Origin of the sequence: Pyruvatibacter sp., from assembly GCF_040219635.1 — a bacterium.
Lineage (GTDB): Bacteria > Pseudomonadota > Alphaproteobacteria > CGMCC-115125 > CGMCC-115125 > Pyruvatibacter.
The window spans coordinates 330,222-349,313 of the sequence record NZ_JAVJSC010000003.1 but is presented as its reverse complement, the minus strand read 5'-3'; the positions used below and the strand labels follow the sequence as shown (position 1 = coordinate 349,313).

Below are 19,092 nucleotides of genomic sequence, written 5' to 3'. Positions count from 1 at the left end.
GCCAAAAGGACACGCCCATGGGCACGCTGTTACGCGGAGTGGTGATCGTCATCTTCTGGGCATTACTCGCTGCTGTGTTCGTTGCAGCGCTTGATGGCGACATCCGCGATGTGCTGGAAGACTACATCCCGTTCTTCACTGTGCTGGACCCGGTCATCGACTGGCTGTCCGAGTTCCTCGAAGCCCTGTGGGACGCGATTACCGACTGACGCCTGCTAGTGTCGCCCGCCACAGTCGCTGTGTGCCTGCTGAGCGGTGAGTGGACCCCGGATCAAGTCCGGGGATACCGGTTTTGAAAAGCGGCCTTCTCCCTGTCCGCCACCCGGACTTGATCCGAGGTCCACTCGCATCGGCCACAAGTAAAGCACACACGGTTTAGGCACCCGGCCGCACCCCTTGCAGTTCAACCCGCCCCACGTCTATTGTCCGCGCCCTGATGACCAGTGGGCCGCGCCAGCCGCCGCCCATCCCCGCGGAGAGGTGCCGGAGTGGTCGAACGGGGCGGTCTCGAAAACCGTTGTGCGCGCAAGCGTACCGAGGGTTCGAATCCCTCCCTCTCCGCCACGTGTTTTGCAGAGCATCGGCAACACGACAAGTCGCCCGAACCCTCGGATTTTTGTTTGGCACCTGACGGTGCCGGGTGGGTTCGAATGTTTTCCTCTCGGCCGTTTGGAAGTGGAGCTTTGAACTTGCAGTGATGCGATGCGGTCCTGATACTCTTGGCAAAACCGGGAGGAGCGGGAATGGTTCACAAACTGAAGTTACAGCCGTTGGCAGGTGCACTTGGCGCCTCAGTCGCAGGCATCAAACTCGCCGACGCAACTGATGATGACATCAACTCAATCAAATCACTCCTCACTGAGCATAAGGTTCTGGTGTTTCCGGATCAGCATTTGACGGCGGCGCAGCATGTGGCGTTGGGGGAGAGGTTTGGCGAGCTGGAGGGTGCGCACCCCAATCTTGCGAAGGCGGATGCGCCCAGTCCGCATATTTTTGAGCTGGCGGCCAGTCAGGGCGGCATTGCGGATGAATGGCATACGGATCTGACGTTTACGGATACGCCGCCGTTGATGTCGATCCTCAATATGGTGACGTGTCCGCAGGCGGGCGGTGACACCATGTGGACCAATCTTATTGCGGCGTATGCGGAGCTTTCAGAGCCGATGCAGGAGATGCTGGAAGGGCTGACGGCGCTGCATGATGCGCGGCCGCATGGCAACCGCGAGGCGATGGCCATTCATCCCGTCGTGCGGGTGCACCCTGAAACCGGCGAGAAGGCGCTGTATGTCAACGAGCACTTTACCCGCCGCATTGTCGAGATGAATGCGTTTGAGAGCGAGGCGCTGCTGGCGTTTCTCACGCGCTGGGTGCAGAACCCGCGCTTTACCGTGCGCATCAACTGGTCGCAGGGCATGATCGGCATGTGGGACAACAGGGTGACGCAGCATTTTGTCATCAATGATTTTGTCGGCGAGCGGGTGATCCAGCGTGTGACGGTTTTGGGCGACAAGCCCGAAGGTGCGCGCGCCCCGCGCTTCGAGCCGTGGACCAAGCGCGCCACGTTGTCCGCCACCAGCCACTGGGATGCGCAGCTTTACAAGTTCCTGAAGCGCCGCGACGACGACGCGCAGGCGGCTGAGTAAGCGCCCGTGAGGCGCGTTGCGTTTCTTGCCTGTCGGCACAACCTCACAACGTCGCCCGACAGGTGGCCGGATGCCTTTGAGCATGACCGGGAGCTTGCAGCGTTTGCGCCTGCGTTTGCTGCTGCGGGCATGTCGCTTGAGGAGGTGGACTGGGAGGCGGTTAATCCGGCTACTGCAGACTTTGATCTGTATTTTGTGCGCACCACCTGGAACTACAAAGAGAAGCCGGATGCGTTTTCCGATTTTCTGGCGCGTGCCGCACAGTGCGCGCCTGTAGCGAATGACCCGCGGCTGATCGCGTGGAACATGAACAAGCGCTACCTGGGCGAGATGGAGGCGCGTGGCCTGCCAATGATCCCCAGTGCGTTTGTGGATGCCCCGTGCACCACTATTGACGTTCTGCGTACAGCGCTTGGCGCGCGCGAAATCGTCCTCAAGCCGCTTTATGGCGGTGGCGGGTTTGATATGCGCCGCGTTGCTGCGGCTGACGACGGCGCGCAAGTGGTGGCGGACACTCATTTTGCGCAGCCTTTTGTGCCGGGCATACTGGATGAGGGGGAGCTGTCATTCGTGTTTGTGGAGCGTGAATTTTCCCACGCTTTGCGCAAGCGCCCGGCGGATGGAAACTATCTGATCCACACCCATCATGGCGGCCGCAGCGAAGTCTATCATCCGTCTGCTGATGAAATTGATGCCTGCCGCACCTTTCTGGATGCGGCCCCGATGCCCGCGCTCGCGGTACGTGTTGACGTTGTGCCCCATGAGGGCACGTTGCTGTTGATGGAATTTGAGGCCATCGAGGCGCATCTGTTTCCTGAGTACAATGTGCACCTTGGTGACATGCTCGCAGCAGCATGCGGCCGGTGCTTGCCTGATTGCGATGGGGCTGCTTCAGTCGCACCTGTGCAAATGCCAGATGAGAGTTCGTATCTTGAGTAATGACACCAACGCCCCTGTTGCCCCGGATGCACCGCCATGGGCTGCGGGCGTTGCGGGCCGCACTGAAGAAATCTATCCCCTGCTGGATGACGCTGAAACCCAACGCGTGCTTGCTTACGGCGAAGAGGTGTCGGTGACGGGGGGTGCACGCCTTTGGGAGATAGGTGACCGCAATGTCGCGTTCTATCTGGTGTGCGACGGTGAGATGGATATTCTGCGCCGCGACGAAGCGGGCGAGCATGTAATCTTCACCCATGGTGCGGGCAGTTTCAGCGGCGAGACCGTGACCATGACGGGGCGCGGCGCGTTTGTGGCGGGTGCCGCAAAGACCGATCTGCGCGCTGTCAAAGTCTCAAACAAGCGCCTGCGTGATCTGCTGGCGGTGGAAGCAGAGCTTGGCGAAAAGATTTTGCAGGCGTTCATTCTGCGCCGCATGAACATGATCTCGCGGCACCTGGGCGACATTATTATCGTCGGCAACGAGCGCGAAAAAAACGCCGCAAGCATCCGTGAGTTCCTGTCACGCAATGGCGTGCCTTACGCGATGGTGGATGCCACGGCTGAACGGGATGCCGCCCGCCGTGCCGCGCTCGACGCAGACACCTGCCCCAAGCCGTTGGTGATCTGCGGGCACACGCGGCTGTCGCAGCCGACCATCAAGGAAGTGGCGGACTGTCTGGGGCTCACCGCTGAACTGCCGCCAGATGCGCAGTTTGATGTGGCCGTTATCGGCGGCGGGCCTGCGGGTCTGGCGGCGGCGGTTTATGCAGCCTCTGAGGGGCTGGATGTGGCGGTGCTTGAAAAATGCGCCATTGGCGGTCAGGCCGGATCGTCATCGCGCATTGAAAACTATCTGGGGTTTCCCACGGGCATTTCGGGGCAGGCGCTGACGGGGCGCGGGTTTTTGCAGGCGCAAAAGTTCGGTGCTGAAGTTGCCGTGGCGCAGGAAGCTGCGTCGCTTACCTGCGGTACGCCGTTTCATACCATCAGGCTTGAGTGTGGGGGGCAGCTTCGCGCGCGGTCCGTCATCATCGCGTCAGGGGCGATCTACCGGCAGCCGGAGATTGAGGGGTTGTCAGCCTTTGAGGGCGTGGGCGTGCATTACGGCGCCAGTCACATTGAGGGCATGATGTGCCGCGACCAGCATGTGGTTATCGTCGGTGGCGGTAACTCCGCAGGGCAGGCGGCGGTTTATCTGTCCGGGCGGGCGAGCAAAGTGTCGATTGCGATCAGGCGCGATAACCTGGCGGACACGATGTCGCAATATCTGATACGCCGCATCGAGAGCACGCCCAACATTGAACTTATGACGCATACAGAGGTTCAACGCCTTGAAGGCAGAGGCGCGATCGAGCGTATTGTTGTGCGCAACAACAAGACCGACGCGGAAACAGTGCTGGATGCCACGCATCTGTTTTTGTTTATCGGTGCACAACCGGCGTCAGCGTTTGCAGATGCGCGCATTGTTCGCGATGAAAAAGGGTTTGTGCGCACTGGTGATACGCTGACGCAGGCGCATCTTGACGAGGCAGGCTGGCCGCTGGAGCGGACGCCGTTTCATCTGGAAACAAGTTGTCCCGGTGTCTTTGCCGTTGGCGATATTCGCTCAGGGTCTATCAAGCGGGTGGCGTCGGCTGTGGGCGACGGCTCGGTGTGCGTCAGCTTTGTGCACAGTGCCATTGAGGAAAGTCTCAAGGGCTGATGCCTGCTGTCAGGTCTGGCGCAAGGCGGCACGCAGCAGGGCTGCATACAGTTTCTGGCGCAGGCCTGACGGAGCATTGAGGCCCATGCGGGCGATGGCCTGTTCCTGCTCTGTTGTGCCGGTGCCCAGCCCGCCTGCGGCAAGGCGCAGGGCCTTGAGCGGTGAGGCGGCGGCAGCGCGCATGAGGCCAAGGGCGGGTATAAGCCGCTGCTCCACGTCGGTAAAGTCAGAGCCGAAGGGGAACGCAGGCAGGTCTCCCTTGGCCTGCGTCGCGGCAAGGCGCTGCGCCAGTTGCTCCGGTGTGTTGGCGCGGTAGCGTTCGTTGAGGGCGAAGTCTTTGGCCAGCTTGCCTGCGTTCTTGGCAGTAGCCATCAGCTCATCCTGAAAGCGGCTGTCGGTGATGGCCAGCATGGCAGCAATCACTTGCGCGTCCGACTTGCCGCGCAGGTCTGCCACGCCGTATTCCGTCACGACGATGTCGCGCAGGTGGCGCGGAATGGTTGTGTGGCCGTAGGACCAGCGGATGTTGCTTTCAGCATTCTTGGCGCCCTCGCGGGTGGCGCGAATGGCAATGATGGAGCGCGCGCCTTCAAGGGCGAATGCCTGCGCCACAAAATTGTACTGCCCGCCCACACCAGACACCACGCGGCCGTCTTCCAGACCATCAGACACAACGGCACCCAGCAGCGTTGCCATCATGCCGCTGTTGATAAAGCGCGCATTCGTCCGGGCACGGCGCTTTTCTTCTTCGGGGCCATACAGTTCGTTGACATAGGAGACCGGGCGCATGGCGATGCGGGCGCGTTGGGCGTCTGTCATGTCGCGCAGGCGCTGGTAAAAGTCTGAGGGGCCAAGGAAGAAGCCTGCCTGCAGGCAAACGCCATCCACTTCGCGCGACAGCACGCCGGCTTCGATCAAATCAAGAAAGGCAGGCACAAACATTTCGCTGGCGCCAAAAAGCCCGGCCTTGAACGTGTCTGTATGGCGGGGGCCGGACAGGTCTCCTTCTTCAAGCTCAGCAATAGCGTCGCAAAAATCCGCGTTGTTGGTGTGGCGCATGATGAGACCAGCGGCCACGGCGTCGCCAATCGAGCCAATGCCGATTTGCAATGTGCCGCCGTCGGGCACCAGGCGTGCGATATGCAGACCGATGGCGTGATCGGTCAGGCTGACGGGTTCGCGCGGCGGGGCAAACAGCGGCCACGATGCGCCGGTCAGCACGTGGTCTATTTCGGTTTCGGCATATTCCGCGTCACCGCCCATGAACGGCAGGTTGTCGTTTACTTCAGCGATCATCAGTGGACTGATGATGCCAGCGTCGCGGGCGTTGAGCAGGTCCACGGTCAGGTCCGGGTTGCAGCTTAGCGATATGCGCGCGCCATCGGGCGTTTCGCGGCGGGCGACGATCTGCGCCAGCACGTTGGGTTTGCGGTCAAGAATTGCGCCCAGCGCGTGGGTATAGTTGGCGGAGATGTAGTTTTGCTGGGCGGCAGGCGTGCCCAGCCATTTACCGGCCAGAAAAAAGAACTCGATGATTTTGATGTTGTCCGGCAGCGTGCCGCGCCGAAGCGGAGTGACGTAGTCCAGTTCCGGGTAGTCGCCGAACAGGCGGTCGATCACCGGCTTGATGAAGCGCCGTTCCAGCTCGTTGCCGGGGTTGGGCTTTTCCAGTGTGAGCGCCGTCATGATGGTGAGTGAGATCGACGGGTCTGCGGCGGCGCGGGCATACAGCGCGTTGCAGGTGAGGTTGGCCTTGCCCAGCCCCAGCGGCATGGCGAGCACGATGTCGCCGCCGGTGTGCTCGATGATGGTGTCTGCCAGCCGTGCGGCGTCTGTATGGTGCTGTGTCATGGCACCACCTTATAGCCAGCTTGTGACGCTGCGCATTTGATATGTCGCAAACGGTATTGGCTTATTCGGCGGCGAGCGGTGCCTTGACCTGCGCAGACAGTGCCTGGGGCTTTTTGGCGAAATCCATGGCTTCGTCTTCCATTTTGCCAAAGCGCAGCATCACCATGTCGCGGGCGTAGTTCTGGTGCAGTTTCCAGGGCATTTTTGCGCCTTGCTTGGGGAACTGTTCCATGGCGCGCTGCACGTAGCCGGAGGAGAGGCCGAGCCATGGCTCAATCTCCATTTCACCTTCCACAAAGCGCGGGGTTGCCTGATCGTAGCCGTTGGCATCCATGTGGTTCAGCAGGCGGCACACCCATTCGCAGGTCAGGTCGCATTTGAGTGTCCACGAGGCATTTGTATAGCCAAACGACGAGGCAAGGTTGGGAATGCCCGAATACATGAAGCCCTTGTAGGCCACTGTGTCGCTTGCCTGCTTGGCTTCACCGTCAACAGAAACATCAAGCCCGTTCCATGCCAGCAGCTTCAGGCCGGTGGCGGTGATGATGATGTCTGCGTCCAGTTCCTTGCCTGACTTCAGCTTGATGCCTTTGTCAGTGAAGCGATCAATATGATCCGTCACGACAGATGCCTTGCCGGACTTGAGTGACTCATACAGGTCACCGTCAGGCACGAGGCAAACCCGCTGGTCCCATGGCTTGTAGGTGGGGGTAAAGTGCTTTTTGACTTCTTCCTCGCCCAGTTCCTCGCGCACCATGTTGAGCAGGTATTCTTTCACCTGCTTGGGCTTCTTCATGCACATGCGGAAGAAATACATGCCGAACAACACATTCTTCCAGCGGGTTATGCCGTAGGCGAGCTTGGCCGGCAGGTATTTGCGCAGCCAGTTGGCCACAGCGTCTTCGCCGGGACGTGACACCACATAAGTTGGCGAGCGCTGCAACATGGTCACGTGCTCGGCCTTGTCGGTCATTGAGGGGACCAGCGTCATGGCGGTGGCACCGGAGCCGATCACCACAACCTTTTTGCCGGTGTAGTCCAGGTCTTCTGGCCAGAACTGCGGGTGGATGACCTGGCCCTTGAAGTCGTCACGGCCTTCAAACTCGGGTGTGTAGGCTTCGTCGTAATTGTAATAGCCGCCGCACATGAACACGAAGTTGGCAGTGAAGTTTACCGGCTCCTTCAGCGGGCCGCGCTCGGCCTTGATGTGCCATACGGCGTCCGGCGTGGACCAGTCGGCGCTGATGACCCTGTGGGAATAACGGATGTGCTTGTCGATGCCGTGGTCGCGCGCTGTATCCTTCACGTAGGAGAGGATAGACGGGCCGTCGGCTATCGCCTTGGGGTTGGTCCACGGGCGGAACGAATAGCCCAGTGTGTACATGTCTGAGTCAGAGCGGATGCCGGGATATTTGAACAGGTCCCAGGTGCCGCCCATCGACTCGCGACCTTCCAGAATGGCAAAGCTCTTGCCCGGCGAGTTGGCCTGCAGGTGGTAGGCCGCGCCAACGCCTGAAATGCCAGCGCCGATAATCAGAACATCCACATGTTCAGCGGCACCTGATGCGGGCGTGGGCTCGATGGAAGAAACATGCGTGTTCATATCGGTCACCTGTTTGAGGTTTTCAGGGCCAGCCCCGCGAATTGCTCATATAAAACAACATTTTGGGCAAACTGACAAGATGTCAGATATGGTGGGCGGTGGCACAGTTCAAGGCAGAAAACGGCGCAAAAGCTATTGTGCTGGCCTTTGCAGGCTTTTGATTGGCGCGTGTGCCTGCCACTATGGCATCTGAAAAACAAAAAACCTGTCTTCGGGGCGGACCTTTGCCAGCCATCAAAAAATGCCTGATCGCCAATCGTGGCGAAATAGCCGTGCGCGTGCTGCGCAGTGCGGCGGCGTGTGACATTCAAACGGTCGCCGTGCATTCGCCGGACGATGCAGCGGGGCTGCATGTCTCGCTGGCGGATGAGGCGGTAGCGCTGCCCGGCGCGGGCGTTGCGGCCTATCTGGATGTTGCGGCCATTGTACGGATCGCGGTTGAGGCGGGGTGTGACGCCGTTCACCCCGGCTATGGCCTGCTGGCTGAAAGTGCTGCGTTGTCTGCGGCCTGCGATGAGGCCGGGCTGATATTTGTCGGGCCGACATCTGCAACGCTGGCGCAGCTGGGCGACAAGGTTCAGGCGCGCGACATTGCGATGGCAAATGGCCTGCCGGTCATTGAAGGGTCGCCGGTGCTGTCCGATGAAGCGGCGGCGCAGGCGTTTTTTGCATCGCTTGAAGGCGCGCCTGCTATCTTGAAGGCGGTCGCGGGCGGTGGCGGGCGCGGTATGCGCATCATTGAAACAGCCAGCGATATTGCGCCTGCGTTCGCGCAGGCCTCCGCTGAGGCGCTGAGTGCTTTTGGCGATGGCGCACTGTACATGGAGCGTTATCTGCCGAATGCCCGCCATATCGAAGTGCAGATTGCCGGTGACGGTAATGACGTTGCGCATTTGTGGGAGCGTGACTGCACGCTCCAAAGGCGTCATCAGAAAATTATCGAGCTTGCGCCGGCCCCCAACCTTGCGCCTGATCTGCGGCGGCGGATGCTGGATGCTGCTGTTGCCCTTGGCGCGGCGGCAGACTACCGCGGGCTCGGCACCATCGAGTTTCTGCTGGATGCCTCCGTCGAGGGGGATGACGCACCGTTTTATTTCATCGAGTGCAATCCGCGCATACAAGTTGAGCACACGGTCACCGAAGAAATCACCGGGCTTGATCTGGTGGCGGTGCAGTTCAGGCTCGCGGCAGGCGACAGCATTGCGGCGTGCGGGCTGGAAAGGCTGCCGGTGCCGGTTGCAAGTGCTGTGCAGATGCGCATCAACACGGAGAGCATGGCGGACGACGGATCGGTCAGGCCCGCCGGCGGCACGCTGACGCGGTTTGATGTGCCAGGCGGCCCGGGAGTTCGGGTGGATAGTCATGGGTATGCGGGCTACAGCACCAACCCGCAATTTGATTCACTGCTGGCCAAACTCATTGTGCGGCGCGGTGACCAGAACTGGCCTGCGTTGATGCGGCAGGCCTATCGCGCGCTTGGCGAGTTTGCCATTGGTGGCGTTGACACCAACCAAACGTTCTTGCGCGCGCTTGCTGGCGATGCGCGGCTGGCGCAGTGGAAGGTGGATACGCAGTTTATTGCGCGCGAAAGCGCCGCGCTTGTCGATGTTGCCGCAAACGACGCGGGCTTGCGGGCTGCCGGCAAAAACGCTTCGGTAGCGACTGCTTCGCCAAAAGTGGACGCGCCTGACGGAACTGTTGGGGCCACCGCGCCGCTGCAGGGCCTTTTGGTGTCCATTCTGGTTAGCGAGGGCGATGCGGTGCGCGCCGGTCAGGAGGTGGCGGTGCTCGAAGCAATGAAAATGCAGCACGCGGTCACCGCGCCACGCGGCGGCACGGTGCAGATGCTGGCAGCACATCCCGGCACGGTGCTGGATGAAGATGCCGCCGTGCTGTTTATCGCGCCGGGTGGAGATGCGGACGCGGATCGTGTTGCGGCCGCCGACATTGATCTTGATTTCATCCGACCCGACCTCGCCGAACTTCATGCGCGGATCAACAAGACGCTGGACTTTGAGCGGCAGGCCGCCGTTGCCAAACGTCACAAGCTTGGCTTCCGCACGGCGCGCGAGAACGTGGCTGACCTGTGTGACGACGACACGTTCATCGAGTATGGCCAAATGGTGCTGGCCGCGCAGCGCAACCGGCGCGAGCTTGATGACTTGATTACCAATACGCCCGGGGATGGCATGGTGGCGGGCTTTGGTGCCATCAACGGCGATCGCTACGATGAAACAACCAGTCGAGCGGCGGTGCTGGCTTATGACTACACCGTGCTGGCGGGCACGCAGGGCTATTTCAATCACAAAAAGACAGACCGCGTGCTGGAACTTGCGGACAAGTGGCACGTGCCGGTGGTGTTTTTTACTGAAGGCGGTGGTGGGCGTCCTGGCGACACAGATGTGCGCAATGTCTCGGCCACCGGGCTTGACGTTAAAACCTTCGCGACCTTTGCTGCGTCTTCCGGCGCGGCCCCGCGTATCGCCATCAACAATGGTCGCTGCTTTGCGGGCAACGCTGTTATTTTTGGCTGTGCTGATGTGACCATCGCCACAAAGTCCAGTGCCATCGGCATGGGCGGCCCGGCGATGATCGAAGGGGGCGGGCTTGGGGTGTACAAGCCTGATGAGATTGGGCCGATTGATGTTCAGGCCAACAACGGTGTTGTTGATCTGGTGGCCGATGACGAAGCCGACGCTGTGGCGCAGGCCAAGCAGTTGCTGGGATATTTTCAGGGCGCACACCCTGATTGGACGTGTGCGGATCAACGCAGGCTTCGCCATGTCATCCCGGAAGACCGCAAGCGCGTGTATGACATGCGCGAGGCAATTGCACTGATTGCCGACGAAGGGTCTGTGCTTGAGCTGCGCGCAGGCTATGGCCGCGGCATGATTACAGCGTTCGTGCGTGTTGAAGGCCGGGTGTTCGGGCTGTTTGCAAACGACCCAAAATATCTGGGCGGCGCTATTGACGCGCAGGCCTCTGAGAAGGCCGGACGCTTCATGCAGTTGTGTGATGCATTCGGCATTCCTTTGCTGTCGCTGTGCGATACGCCGGGCTTCATGGTGGGGCCGGATCATGAAGAGCTGGCAACAGTGCGGCGTGCATCATCCATGCTGGTGACGGGTGCCAGCATATCCGTGCCGCTGTTCATGATCTGCCTGCGCAAAGGCTATGGGCTGGGCGCGCAGGCGATGGCGGGCGGCAGTTTTACGTCGCCGGTGTTTCTCATTTCATGGCCAACCGGAGAATATGGCGGCATGGGTCTTGAGGGGGCCGTGCGGCTTGGCTACTCAAAGGAATTGGCGGCGGCGGAAAGCACCGAAGCGCGCGACGCGCTGTTTGAAAAACTGCTGGCCGCCTATTACGAACACGGCAAGGCGTTGAGCGTTTCAACGCTGCACGAAATTGACGCGGTGATAGACCCCATGGAGACGCGCCGATGGATCATCAATGGCATAAAGACCATTCCCGTCGAGGCCGCATCCCGCACCCGCCGCAGACCGTTTGTTGATACCTGGTAGGAGAGTTTCATGACTGCGCCAAGCCAACAGGAACTGGACGAGTACCGCGCGGATGCGCGGGCATGGTTCAGCGAGCACACCCCCAAAGACCCCGGCTTCATGTTGCCGCTCACGTTCATGGAAGTGGGCACGCAGCAGCAATTTGATTTTCTGCGAGAGTGGCAAAACAAAGTATGGGCGGCAGGCTATCTGGGGGGCAACTGGCCGGAGCAGTATGGCGGGCGCGGGCTGCCTGAAGTGTTCCGCGACATTGCCACCAAGGAGATGAGCCGCGCCGGTGGCCCGATCATGCTCAATGCCATTGGCCTCAACTGGGCTGGCCCGCTCATTCTGGATATGGGCACGGATGAAGAGCGGGCGCGCTATATCAAGAACATTCTGTCTGCGGAGGATATCTGGTGTCAGGGGTTTTCAGAACCTGAGCATGGTTCGGACCTTGGCAATGCGCAGACCAAGGCTGTGCGTGATGGGGATGAGTGGGTCATCAACGGGTCCAAAATCTGGACCACTCAGGGCAATTTCGCCAAGTACATGATTTTGCTGGCGCGCACCAACCCGGACGCGCCGACCAAATATAAAGGTCTGTCGTTTTTCCTCAGCCCCATGGATGCGCCGGGAATTGAAACCGTGCCCATTCGCAAGCTGACGGGCGAATATGGTTTTACGCAGACATTCTTCAATGATGCACGCATTCCTGCTGATTGCCTGATGGGCGAGGAAGGTGAAGGCTGGAAGGTGGCCATGCGCACGCTTGAATATGAGCGCGGTGCCCGCGGTGGCCAGCCGGGCGGCTACGTTATGACGTACCCGGACATTACGCAGGTGGTGGAGCTTGCCAGGACAGCCAACTACAACGGTAAGCCTGCCATAGAAGATACGCTCATTCGCGATGAGCTTGTGTCGCTGCTGATGGAGGCCCGTTCGCTGCGGCTATCGTCGGCGCGCACCGGCATGGCGCCGCTTAATCAGGAGCGGCCGTTGTCCATTCCACTGTCGTCCAAGCTGGTGTCGTCGGAGTTCATGAAGCGCATGGCCGAGCTTGCCACCCGGCTTCAGGGCACGCGCTCTGCTTACTATGTGGGTGATGAAGATGCGCACGCCCATGGCATCTGGCAGCGTGGTTATCTCAATTCGTTTTCTGCAACCATCGGCGGCGGTACCAGCGAAATCCAGCACAACATTATTGGCGAGCATGTACTCGGCCTGCCGAAATCATAAGCACAGAGAGTCCAAAGAGAACCTAAATGGCATTCAGCAATAACGGCTCCATCGGGTTCACCGATGAACAGGCAGAGCTTCTGGAAATTGCCCAGCGCTTCGCCCGTGAGAAATCTCCCGTGGACAAAGTGCGGGCGCTCATTGATGACGAAACCGGCCATGACCCGGCTGTGTGGCACGAGCTGGCCGAGCTTGGCTGGCTGGCCATTGCCGTGCCGGAAGAGTTTGGCGGTGTCGGTCTGTCGCTGGCAGAAGTGGTGCCGGTGGTGGAGCAGATGGGGCGCGCGCTGATGGGCGGGCCGTTTGTCTCTACAACCATTGCCGCGCAGGGTTTGCTGCAGGGCGGCACGGAGGCGCAGAAAGCAGCGTTGCTGCCCGACCTGTGTGCGGGTGTGCCGGCGGCGGTTGCGCTGACCGAGTCACATGGCGACTGGGATGTGACACGCATTGAGTGTACGGCAACGCGCGACGGCGACGATTTTGTGCTGTCCGGCACCAAGGTTCTGGTCAGCGATGCGGCGGCGGCTGCGTGGTTGCTTGTTTCCGTTACGCTTGAGGGCGCGCCTGCCGTCGTCATTGTACCCAAAGACAGGCTGGGGCCGGATGCTCTCACCCGCGAGGTGGTGATTGACGAGACGCGGCGGTCGTTCAAGGTGTCGCTGGATGGCGTCCGCGTCGGGGCGGATCAGGTGTTGTCCGCCGCGCCGGCCACCCGGACGCTGGCGCATATTGATCTGGTGTCGGCGCTGCTGCTGGCCGCTGAAATGTGTGGTGGCACGGCAAGCTGCATCGACTACACGGTGGAGTATCTCAAGACCCGCAAGCAATTTGGCAAGCTCATCGGCTCCTACCAGGCAGTCAAGCATCCCGCGGTTGATGCGCTGGTGGCCTATGAGCAGGCGCGCAGCCATGTCTATGCTGCCGCGCACAGCTTTGGCGAACAGGGCGAGGGAGAAATCGCCACCCGCATGGCCAAGGCACAGGCGGCAACCGCCATGAGCTTTGCCGCCGACCGGGCGATCCAGTTTCATGGCGGGTTCGGCTTTACCTATGATTGCGATGCGCAGCTGTATCGGCGGCGCGCCTTTTGGGGCGACAGTCGCCATGGCGACGCTGCGTATCAGAGGCGCAAGCTCGCAGACCTGATGTTCTAAAACCCTCCTGTTTATGGTGATTTTTTGCCGGTGCGTTAAGCAAGACAGACCAGAGCAGACGTGCCAAACTTGCAGCAGTTAAGAGCGCTCCTGTGGCGTTTTGGGGTCGTGGCGGCAATCTGGAGCGTCGTCGTGTCCGTATTACTGGGGATGGCCTTGTTTGTGGCGATCGCTTGGTCATGAGTTGGAAGCCGGGGGCGTTTGTGTCGGTTGCTGTGTCACATCAACAGGTCGAAGCGCACGAGCCGGTCTCGCGTGCGGATAGCATCGCGCTGATTTCGCGCATACGCGACGATGTGGACGCGCGTCTTGCAGTTCTGCTGCCTGACGAGGGGCGGGCACCGTCGCGTCTGCACGCAGCAATGCGCTACAGCGTTCTGTCGCCCGGCAAGCGGCTTCGGCCTGTCATTACAGCGCTTGTCGCGCGCCAGTGCGGCGGCAACATGCAGGCAGCCCTTGATGCGGGGTGCGCAGTGGAGATGGTTCATGCGGCATCTCTGGTGATTGATGATCTGCCGGCCATGGACGATGCAGAGCTGCGACGGGCGCGGCCGACAACCCACCGCACTTATGGTGAGGCCACGGGCATTCTGGCTGCTATCTCGGTCATGAACCTCGCCTATGACAGTGTGGCGCGTCTTGAGGGCGTGTCAGCTTCCAACCGGGCGCGGCTTATTACACTCTTTGCGGATGCCATCGGCCCTGAAGGGCTCGCCGGCGGTCAGGAATATGATGTGAACGGAGCTGCCGGTGCGAGTGAGGCCGACATTGAATCCGTCAATCGGCGCAAGACCGGCGCGCTGTTTTCGCTTGCAGCACAGGCCGGTGCCTGCATGACGCCGGAGTTGCATGATCCCGGTGATGCGGCTCATGAGGCGCGGCTTGGATACCTGGCGCAGTTCGGCAATCACCTTGGGCTGGCCTTCCAGACCCTTGACGACATCATGGATGCGACCGGCACAACGCTGACGGGTAAGGATCGTGACCAGGACGGCGGTAAGCCGACCATCGCCCGTGTTGAGGGGCTGGAGGCGGCACACGCAACGGTGAAGGCACATGTGAACCATGCGCTTGCAGCCCTTGAAGCAGGCATTGGTGAAGCGCCTCACATGCGGGCTCTTGCCGGTGCGGTGTTTGACACAGCGCTTCAGGGCGCCCCTTCCAAGGGCTACGTGCCCGATCAGGCCTAGCATCCGGTGGCAGACGCAGAACCAACACTTAGCGTTGACGGTGTTTCGTACCGGTATGGCGCGCGGCAGGCCCTGAGCGATGTGAGCTTTGATGTTCAGCGCGGGCGTGTATTCGCGTTGCTTGGCCCCAATGGTGCGGGCAAGTCAACGATTGTACGGGCTATTTGCGGGCGGGTTCGGCCCGGCAAGGGGAGTGTTCGTGTGGTCGGGCTCAATCCGGCAAAGTCGCGGGCGGCGCAGGCGGCCATCGGGCTGGTGCCACAGGATATTGCGCTTTACCCATACCTGACTGTTGCAGAAAATATGTCCGTATTCGGACGGTTGGCAGGTCTTGGTGGCGATGTGCTTTCAGGTGCTGTTGCGGCGGCTGTTGCTTCAACGGGTCTTGAAGGCCGCCTCACTCAGCGTGTCGAAACGCTTTCAGGCGGATATAAACGCCGCGCCAACATAGCGTCCGCGCTTTTACATTCGCCGAAACTGCTTGTGCTTGATGAGCCGACTGTAGGCGTTGATCCTGATGCGCGAAACAGCATCAATGGTGTGCTGCGGTCGCTGGCGGCTGACGGCATGTCCATTCTGATTACAACGCATGATCTGGATCAGGCGGCGGCTGTGGCAACCGATGTTGGCATTATTGCTGATGGGCGGATTGTTCAAACAGGCGTGCCGGATGTGCTGGTTGCAACCCGATTTGGCACGGACCGTGAGCTTGTGCTGCTGTTGGCAGAGCCGGTGACACCGGACGTTGATGCCAAATTGCGCGCTCTGGACTTTTCATCGCAGGACGGCGGTCGTCAATGGCGGGGGCGGTTGGCCGTCGGTGATGTTGATGTTGAACACCTCACTGGCGAGCTTTCAGCTATTGGGGTGCAGGTCCGCGAAACCCGCGTGCGAAAGCCGGGTCTTGATAGTCTGTATGCAGAGCTCACAGGCGATGGCGCCCGCGAAAGTGAGGTCTGCTAATGCTGGTCATCGCCTATGCCAGCCTTGTTGGTCTGCTGCGTGATCGTGGTGCGCTCATTATGGCGTTTGTACTCCCGGCGCTGATATTTGTGATTTTTGCGGCGGTTTTTTCAGGCACACAGGGCGATGGTTTGAGCATCAAGGTCGCGTTCGCTGACGATGTGCAGTCGGTGCAGGCAGGTGCTATCGGCGCGGCGTTGGCGGCTGACGCTGATGTGCGGTTTGCACAAGGGGGACACCCTGATGACGCGGCCTCGCGCGAGAGCGTGCGTGCCCTGGTTCTGTCAGGGCGCGCTGATGCGGCGATTGTCGTGATCGGACAGGTTTTTTTGCCGGGGTCCGGCGAGCAGGGATCACCGCCGGTGCTTGTGCTGGCGGATGATGCAAAACCAATTGCCGGTGCGCTGGCGGCGGCGGCAGTGCAGCGGGCGCTGGCGGTTGCTGTGCCTGGTGCCGTGCCGCCGCCGGTAGTGGAGATCAGGGCAGCGGCAGAAGGCGCGCGTGACCCCGCTGTCACGTATTATGCCGGCGCGATTGCCATTATGTTCTTGTTCTTTGCAGCCCTTCAGGGTGCTGTCGGTATGATCGAGGATCGCGCCAGCGGCATTGTGGACCGGCTGATGCTGACGCGCGGCGGAGCGCGGGCGATGGTCGGCGGAAAATATCTGTTTTTGACCGGGCAGGGCGTGTTGCAGGCAATCACTGTTTTTGTGGTTGCGTGGCTTGGTTACAGTGTTGTGTTCTGGACCGCCCCTGGAGATTTTTTCATCACCACGGCACTGGCGGCCACGACCGCTGCCGGGCTGGCGATGGCTATTGTATCGGTTGCCGCCACGCGGGCGCAGGCGCTGGCCACGGGCAACGCCATTGTGCTGGTCATGTCGGCGGTGGGCGGCTCCATGGTGCCGCGCTATATGATGCCGCAGTGGATACAGGATGTGGGCGCTTTTACGCCGACGGGCTGGGTTATTGACGCCTATCAGGCGGTCTTGTTCAGGGATGTTGAGGCGACGCAACTGGAACGCACATGGATGTTGCTGGCGGGCTTCTCGCTTGCCACGCTGGTGTTCGCGTGGGTCGCGACGCGCATCAAGGAGCGTGCTGCATGATGACTGGCGTGGATAAAATCACGCACGCACGGCAGACAACACTCGGACTGGGCCTTGCGGCGCTTGTTATCGGCGCATGGCTTGCGATCCACGTGACGGCGGTGTTTGTGCTGCCGCTTTCAGGCACGTGGCTGTTAGCGGCACCGCTTGTTGTCGCCGTGCAAACTGTTCTGTCCGTCGGCCTGTTCATTATTGCTCATGACGGGATGCATGGCTCAATCGCGCCGTTCAGGCCAGCGCTCAACAAACGTATCGCGGCGTTTTGCCTGCTGATTTATGCAGGATTTTCGTACAAGGCATTGGCGCCTGAACATATGCGCCACCATGCAAGGCCCGGCACCGCGGATGACCCGGATTTTCATGCGCCGAACCCGCACAGCTTTGCGGCATGGTATTTCGGGTTTTTCCGGCATTACTTTGGGCTGCGCGAGTTTGGCGTACTGACGGTGATCCTTGCGGTCTATGTGCTGCTGCTTGGTGCACCGATTGGCAATCTGCTGTTATACTGGGCGGTGCCCGCGCTGCTGTCGTCGCTGCAGCTTTTCTATTTTGGCACTTACCGCACGCACCGGCCCGTCGAGGGAGATGCGTTTGTGGACGAGCATCATGCGCGCACGGTTGACCTTCCGCCGTTGCTTTCGCTCCTTACGTGCTTCCATTTTGGTTATCATCTGGAGCACCATCACCATCCGCACGAGCCGTGGTGGCGGTTGCCTGCGGTGCGCCGGGCTGTTCTGGCGCGCGAACAGATGTCTGATGAGGTCTCATGAGCATTGCCGGACCCGTTCTGATCGTTCTGGCCACCATTGCCGCAATGGAAATGTTTGCCTGGTGGGCGCACAAAACCATCATGCATGGCTGGGGGTGGGGCTGGCACGAAAGCCATCACCGCCCGCGCGACGGGTGGTTTGAAAAAAACGATCTGTACTCGGTGGTGTTTGCCGGGTTCTCAATCGCGCTTTTTGCTGCGGGCAGTTATCTGTGGGCGCCGTTATGGTGGGTGGCGCTGGGCATTACGGCATATGGTGTGCTGTATTATTTGGCCCATGACGGGCTGGTGCATCAGCGCTGGCCGTTCCGCTACCACCCAAAGCGGGGCTATCTGGGTCGGCTGGTTGAAGCACACCACCTGCACCATGCGGTGCACACGCGTGAGGGATGTGTGTCATTCGGCTTTGTATATGCGCCGGACCCCGACGCCCTGCGGCGCGAACTCAAGAACATAAAGGCGCGCGACAAAACCGCTGCCTAGTGCGCCAGGTCGGTTGCGCGGGTCCACAGGCCATCACGGTCCGGTCCGGTCTTGTTATTGCGGAAACGAGACGCGATCGCATCGCCCAGGCCTGCAACAGCAAAGCCGATTTTTTGCAGGGTTGATGTGCTCACGCGTTCATCCCATGCGGTTTCACCACGGGCCATAACGCCAATGCCGATGTGGCGATAAATGCGTTTGGCTGTGGCGATTGCCCATGCTGCCCTGAAGGGCAGGTGGGGAATGCCATACATCGCTGATGCATAATACGGTTCCGCCTGAGTGAGCAGGCGGTGGGCCACGCGCGCAATGGCAGGTCTGTTGGCAGGAGCCAGAATAGCTTCGCAGGTGTGGGGCACATTTTCTTCGGCGAGCCAGCTTGCGGGCAGGTAGATGCGGCCAATCTTCGCGTCATCAATAATGTCGCGCGAAATGTTGGTGAGTTGAAAGCCGATACCCAGGTCGCAGGCGCGGTCCAGCACCTGTTCGTCGCGCACACCCATTACCATTGCCATCATCACGCCCACCGCGCCCGCCACGTAATAGCCATAGGCGAGCGTATCGGCGGCGTTGGCGTAGGTGTGGTCTGCCACATCCATATGAAAGCCACGCAGCAGATCCAGCGGATATTGTTCGGGTACGTCGTGTTTGTGCACCACGCGCTGGAATGACTGGAACACTGGGTCCGTTACTGGTTCGCCGCGATAGGCGGCGCGGGTTTTCTCCAGCAGCATCCGGTAGCGCGCGTACGGATCGCTGGTGTCAGCCTCGGCCTTTGCAAAGCCAAGCTCCTGACCGTCTATCACGTCGTCGCAAAAGCGGCACCATGCATACAGCATGTAGGCACTTTCGCGCATGTCGCGGCCAAACAGCGCCGCGGCACCGGCGAATGATTTTGAGCCCTGCTGAATGGTGGTGCGGGCCTGCTCAACAACCTGATCCAT

The 19,092-nt window shown here is 60.5% G+C and carries 15 protein-coding genes and 1 tRNA gene; 13 read left to right on the top strand and 3 right to left on the bottom strand.

Annotated features, from left to right (window positions below; all coding sequences use genetic code 11):
* Positions 1-17: 17 nt before the first annotated feature.
* The 5 genes from RIB87_RS05000 (at position 18) to RIB87_RS04980 (ending at position 4,284) form a co-directional block, all read left to right on the top strand.
* Complete coding sequence (locus tag RIB87_RS05000; protein WP_350144158.1) at positions 18-209, top strand: hypothetical protein; 192 nt, start codon at positions 18-20, stop codon at positions 207-209.
* Between the two features lie 265 nt (positions 210-474).
* Positions 475-564: transfer RNA gene (locus RIB87_RS04995), tRNA-Ser, on the top strand.
* Between the two features lie 179 nt (positions 565-743).
* Positions 744-1,643 (top strand): TauD/TfdA dioxygenase family protein, encoded by a 900-nt coding sequence (locus RIB87_RS04990; protein ID WP_350144156.1) that lies wholly within the window; start codon positions 744-746, stop codon positions 1,641-1,643.
* Positions 1,644-1,649: 6 nt separating this feature from the next.
* On the top strand, positions 1,650-2,582 hold the full coding sequence (locus RIB87_RS04985) for an ATP-grasp domain-containing protein (protein ID WP_350144154.1): 933 nt from the start codon (positions 1,650-1,652) through the stop codon (positions 2,580-2,582).
* Complete coding sequence (locus RIB87_RS04980; protein ID WP_350144152.1) at positions 2,575-4,284, top strand: FAD-dependent oxidoreductase; 1,710 nt, start codon at positions 2,575-2,577, stop codon at positions 4,282-4,284. Before RIB87_RS04985 ends, RIB87_RS04980 begins: the two co-directional genes overlap by 8 nt.
* A 9-nt stretch (positions 4,285-4,293) precedes the next feature.
* Here RIB87_RS04980 and RIB87_RS04975 read toward each other — a convergent pair whose 3' ends face one another.
* Entirely contained in the window at positions 4,294-6,135 is a 1,842-nt protein-coding gene (locus RIB87_RS04975; RefSeq protein ID WP_350144150.1) for an acetyl-CoA hydrolase/transferase C-terminal domain-containing protein, read from the bottom strand.
* A gap of 61 nt (positions 6,136-6,196) precedes the next feature.
* Positions 6,197-7,738: a flavin-containing monooxygenase gene (locus tag RIB87_RS04970; protein WP_350144148.1), complete on the bottom strand. Its 1,542-nt coding sequence runs from the start codon at positions 7,736-7,738 to the stop codon at positions 6,197-6,199.
* Between the two features lie 224 nt (positions 7,739-7,962).
* On the opposite strand from RIB87_RS04970, the gene RIB87_RS04965 reads away from it, so the two are divergent.
* The 8 genes from RIB87_RS04965 to RIB87_RS04930 all read left to right on the top strand — a co-directional run bounded on the left by RIB87_RS04965 (position 7,963) and on the right by RIB87_RS04930 (position 18,148).
* Entirely contained in the window at positions 7,963-11,262 is a 3,300-nt protein-coding gene (locus RIB87_RS04965; RefSeq protein WP_350144146.1) for an acetyl-CoA carboxylase family protein, read from the top strand.
* 9 nt (positions 11,263-11,271) lie between these two features.
* On the top strand, positions 11,272-12,480 hold the full coding sequence (locus tag RIB87_RS04960) for an acyl-CoA dehydrogenase family protein (RefSeq protein WP_350144143.1): 1,209 nt from the start codon (positions 11,272-11,274) through the stop codon (positions 12,478-12,480).
* 26 nt (positions 12,481-12,506) lie between these two features.
* On the top strand, positions 12,507-13,634 hold the full coding sequence (locus RIB87_RS04955) for an acyl-CoA dehydrogenase family protein (protein WP_350144141.1): 1,128 nt from the start codon (positions 12,507-12,509) through the stop codon (positions 13,632-13,634).
* A 179-nt stretch (positions 13,635-13,813) separates the two neighbouring features.
* Positions 13,814-14,824 carry a polyprenyl synthetase family protein gene (locus RIB87_RS04950; protein ID WP_350144139.1) on the top strand — a complete coding sequence of 337 codons (1,011 nt, stop codon included), beginning with the start codon at positions 13,814-13,816 and terminating at the stop codon, positions 14,822-14,824.
* Positions 14,825-14,830: 6 nt separating this feature from the next.
* Positions 14,831-15,787 carry an ABC transporter ATP-binding protein gene (locus RIB87_RS04945; protein ID WP_350144136.1) on the top strand — a complete coding sequence of 319 codons (957 nt, stop codon included), beginning with the start codon at positions 14,831-14,833 and terminating at the stop codon, positions 15,785-15,787.
* The gene (locus RIB87_RS04940) at positions 15,787-16,896 is read left to right on the top strand and encodes an ABC transporter permease (RefSeq protein WP_350144134.1); all 1,110 of its coding nucleotides are present in this window, start codon (positions 15,787-15,789) and stop codon (positions 16,894-16,896) included. Before RIB87_RS04945 ends, RIB87_RS04940 begins: the two co-directional genes overlap by 1 nt.
* Positions 16,893-17,666, top strand: a complete 774-nt coding sequence (locus RIB87_RS04935) for a fatty acid desaturase (RefSeq protein ID WP_350144132.1) — start codon at positions 16,893-16,895, stop codon at positions 17,664-17,666. Before RIB87_RS04940 ends, RIB87_RS04935 begins: the two co-directional genes overlap by 4 nt.
* Positions 17,663-18,148, top strand: a complete 486-nt coding sequence (locus RIB87_RS04930; protein WP_350144129.1) for a sterol desaturase family protein — start codon at positions 17,663-17,665, stop codon at positions 18,146-18,148. Before RIB87_RS04935 ends, RIB87_RS04930 begins: the two co-directional genes overlap by 4 nt.
* Here the strand turns inward: RIB87_RS04930 and RIB87_RS04925 are convergent.
* Positions 18,145-19,092 (bottom strand): phytoene/squalene synthase family protein, encoded by a 948-nt coding sequence (locus RIB87_RS04925; protein WP_350144126.1) that lies wholly within the window; start codon positions 19,090-19,092, stop codon positions 18,145-18,147. The genes RIB87_RS04930 and RIB87_RS04925 overlap by 4 nt on opposite strands.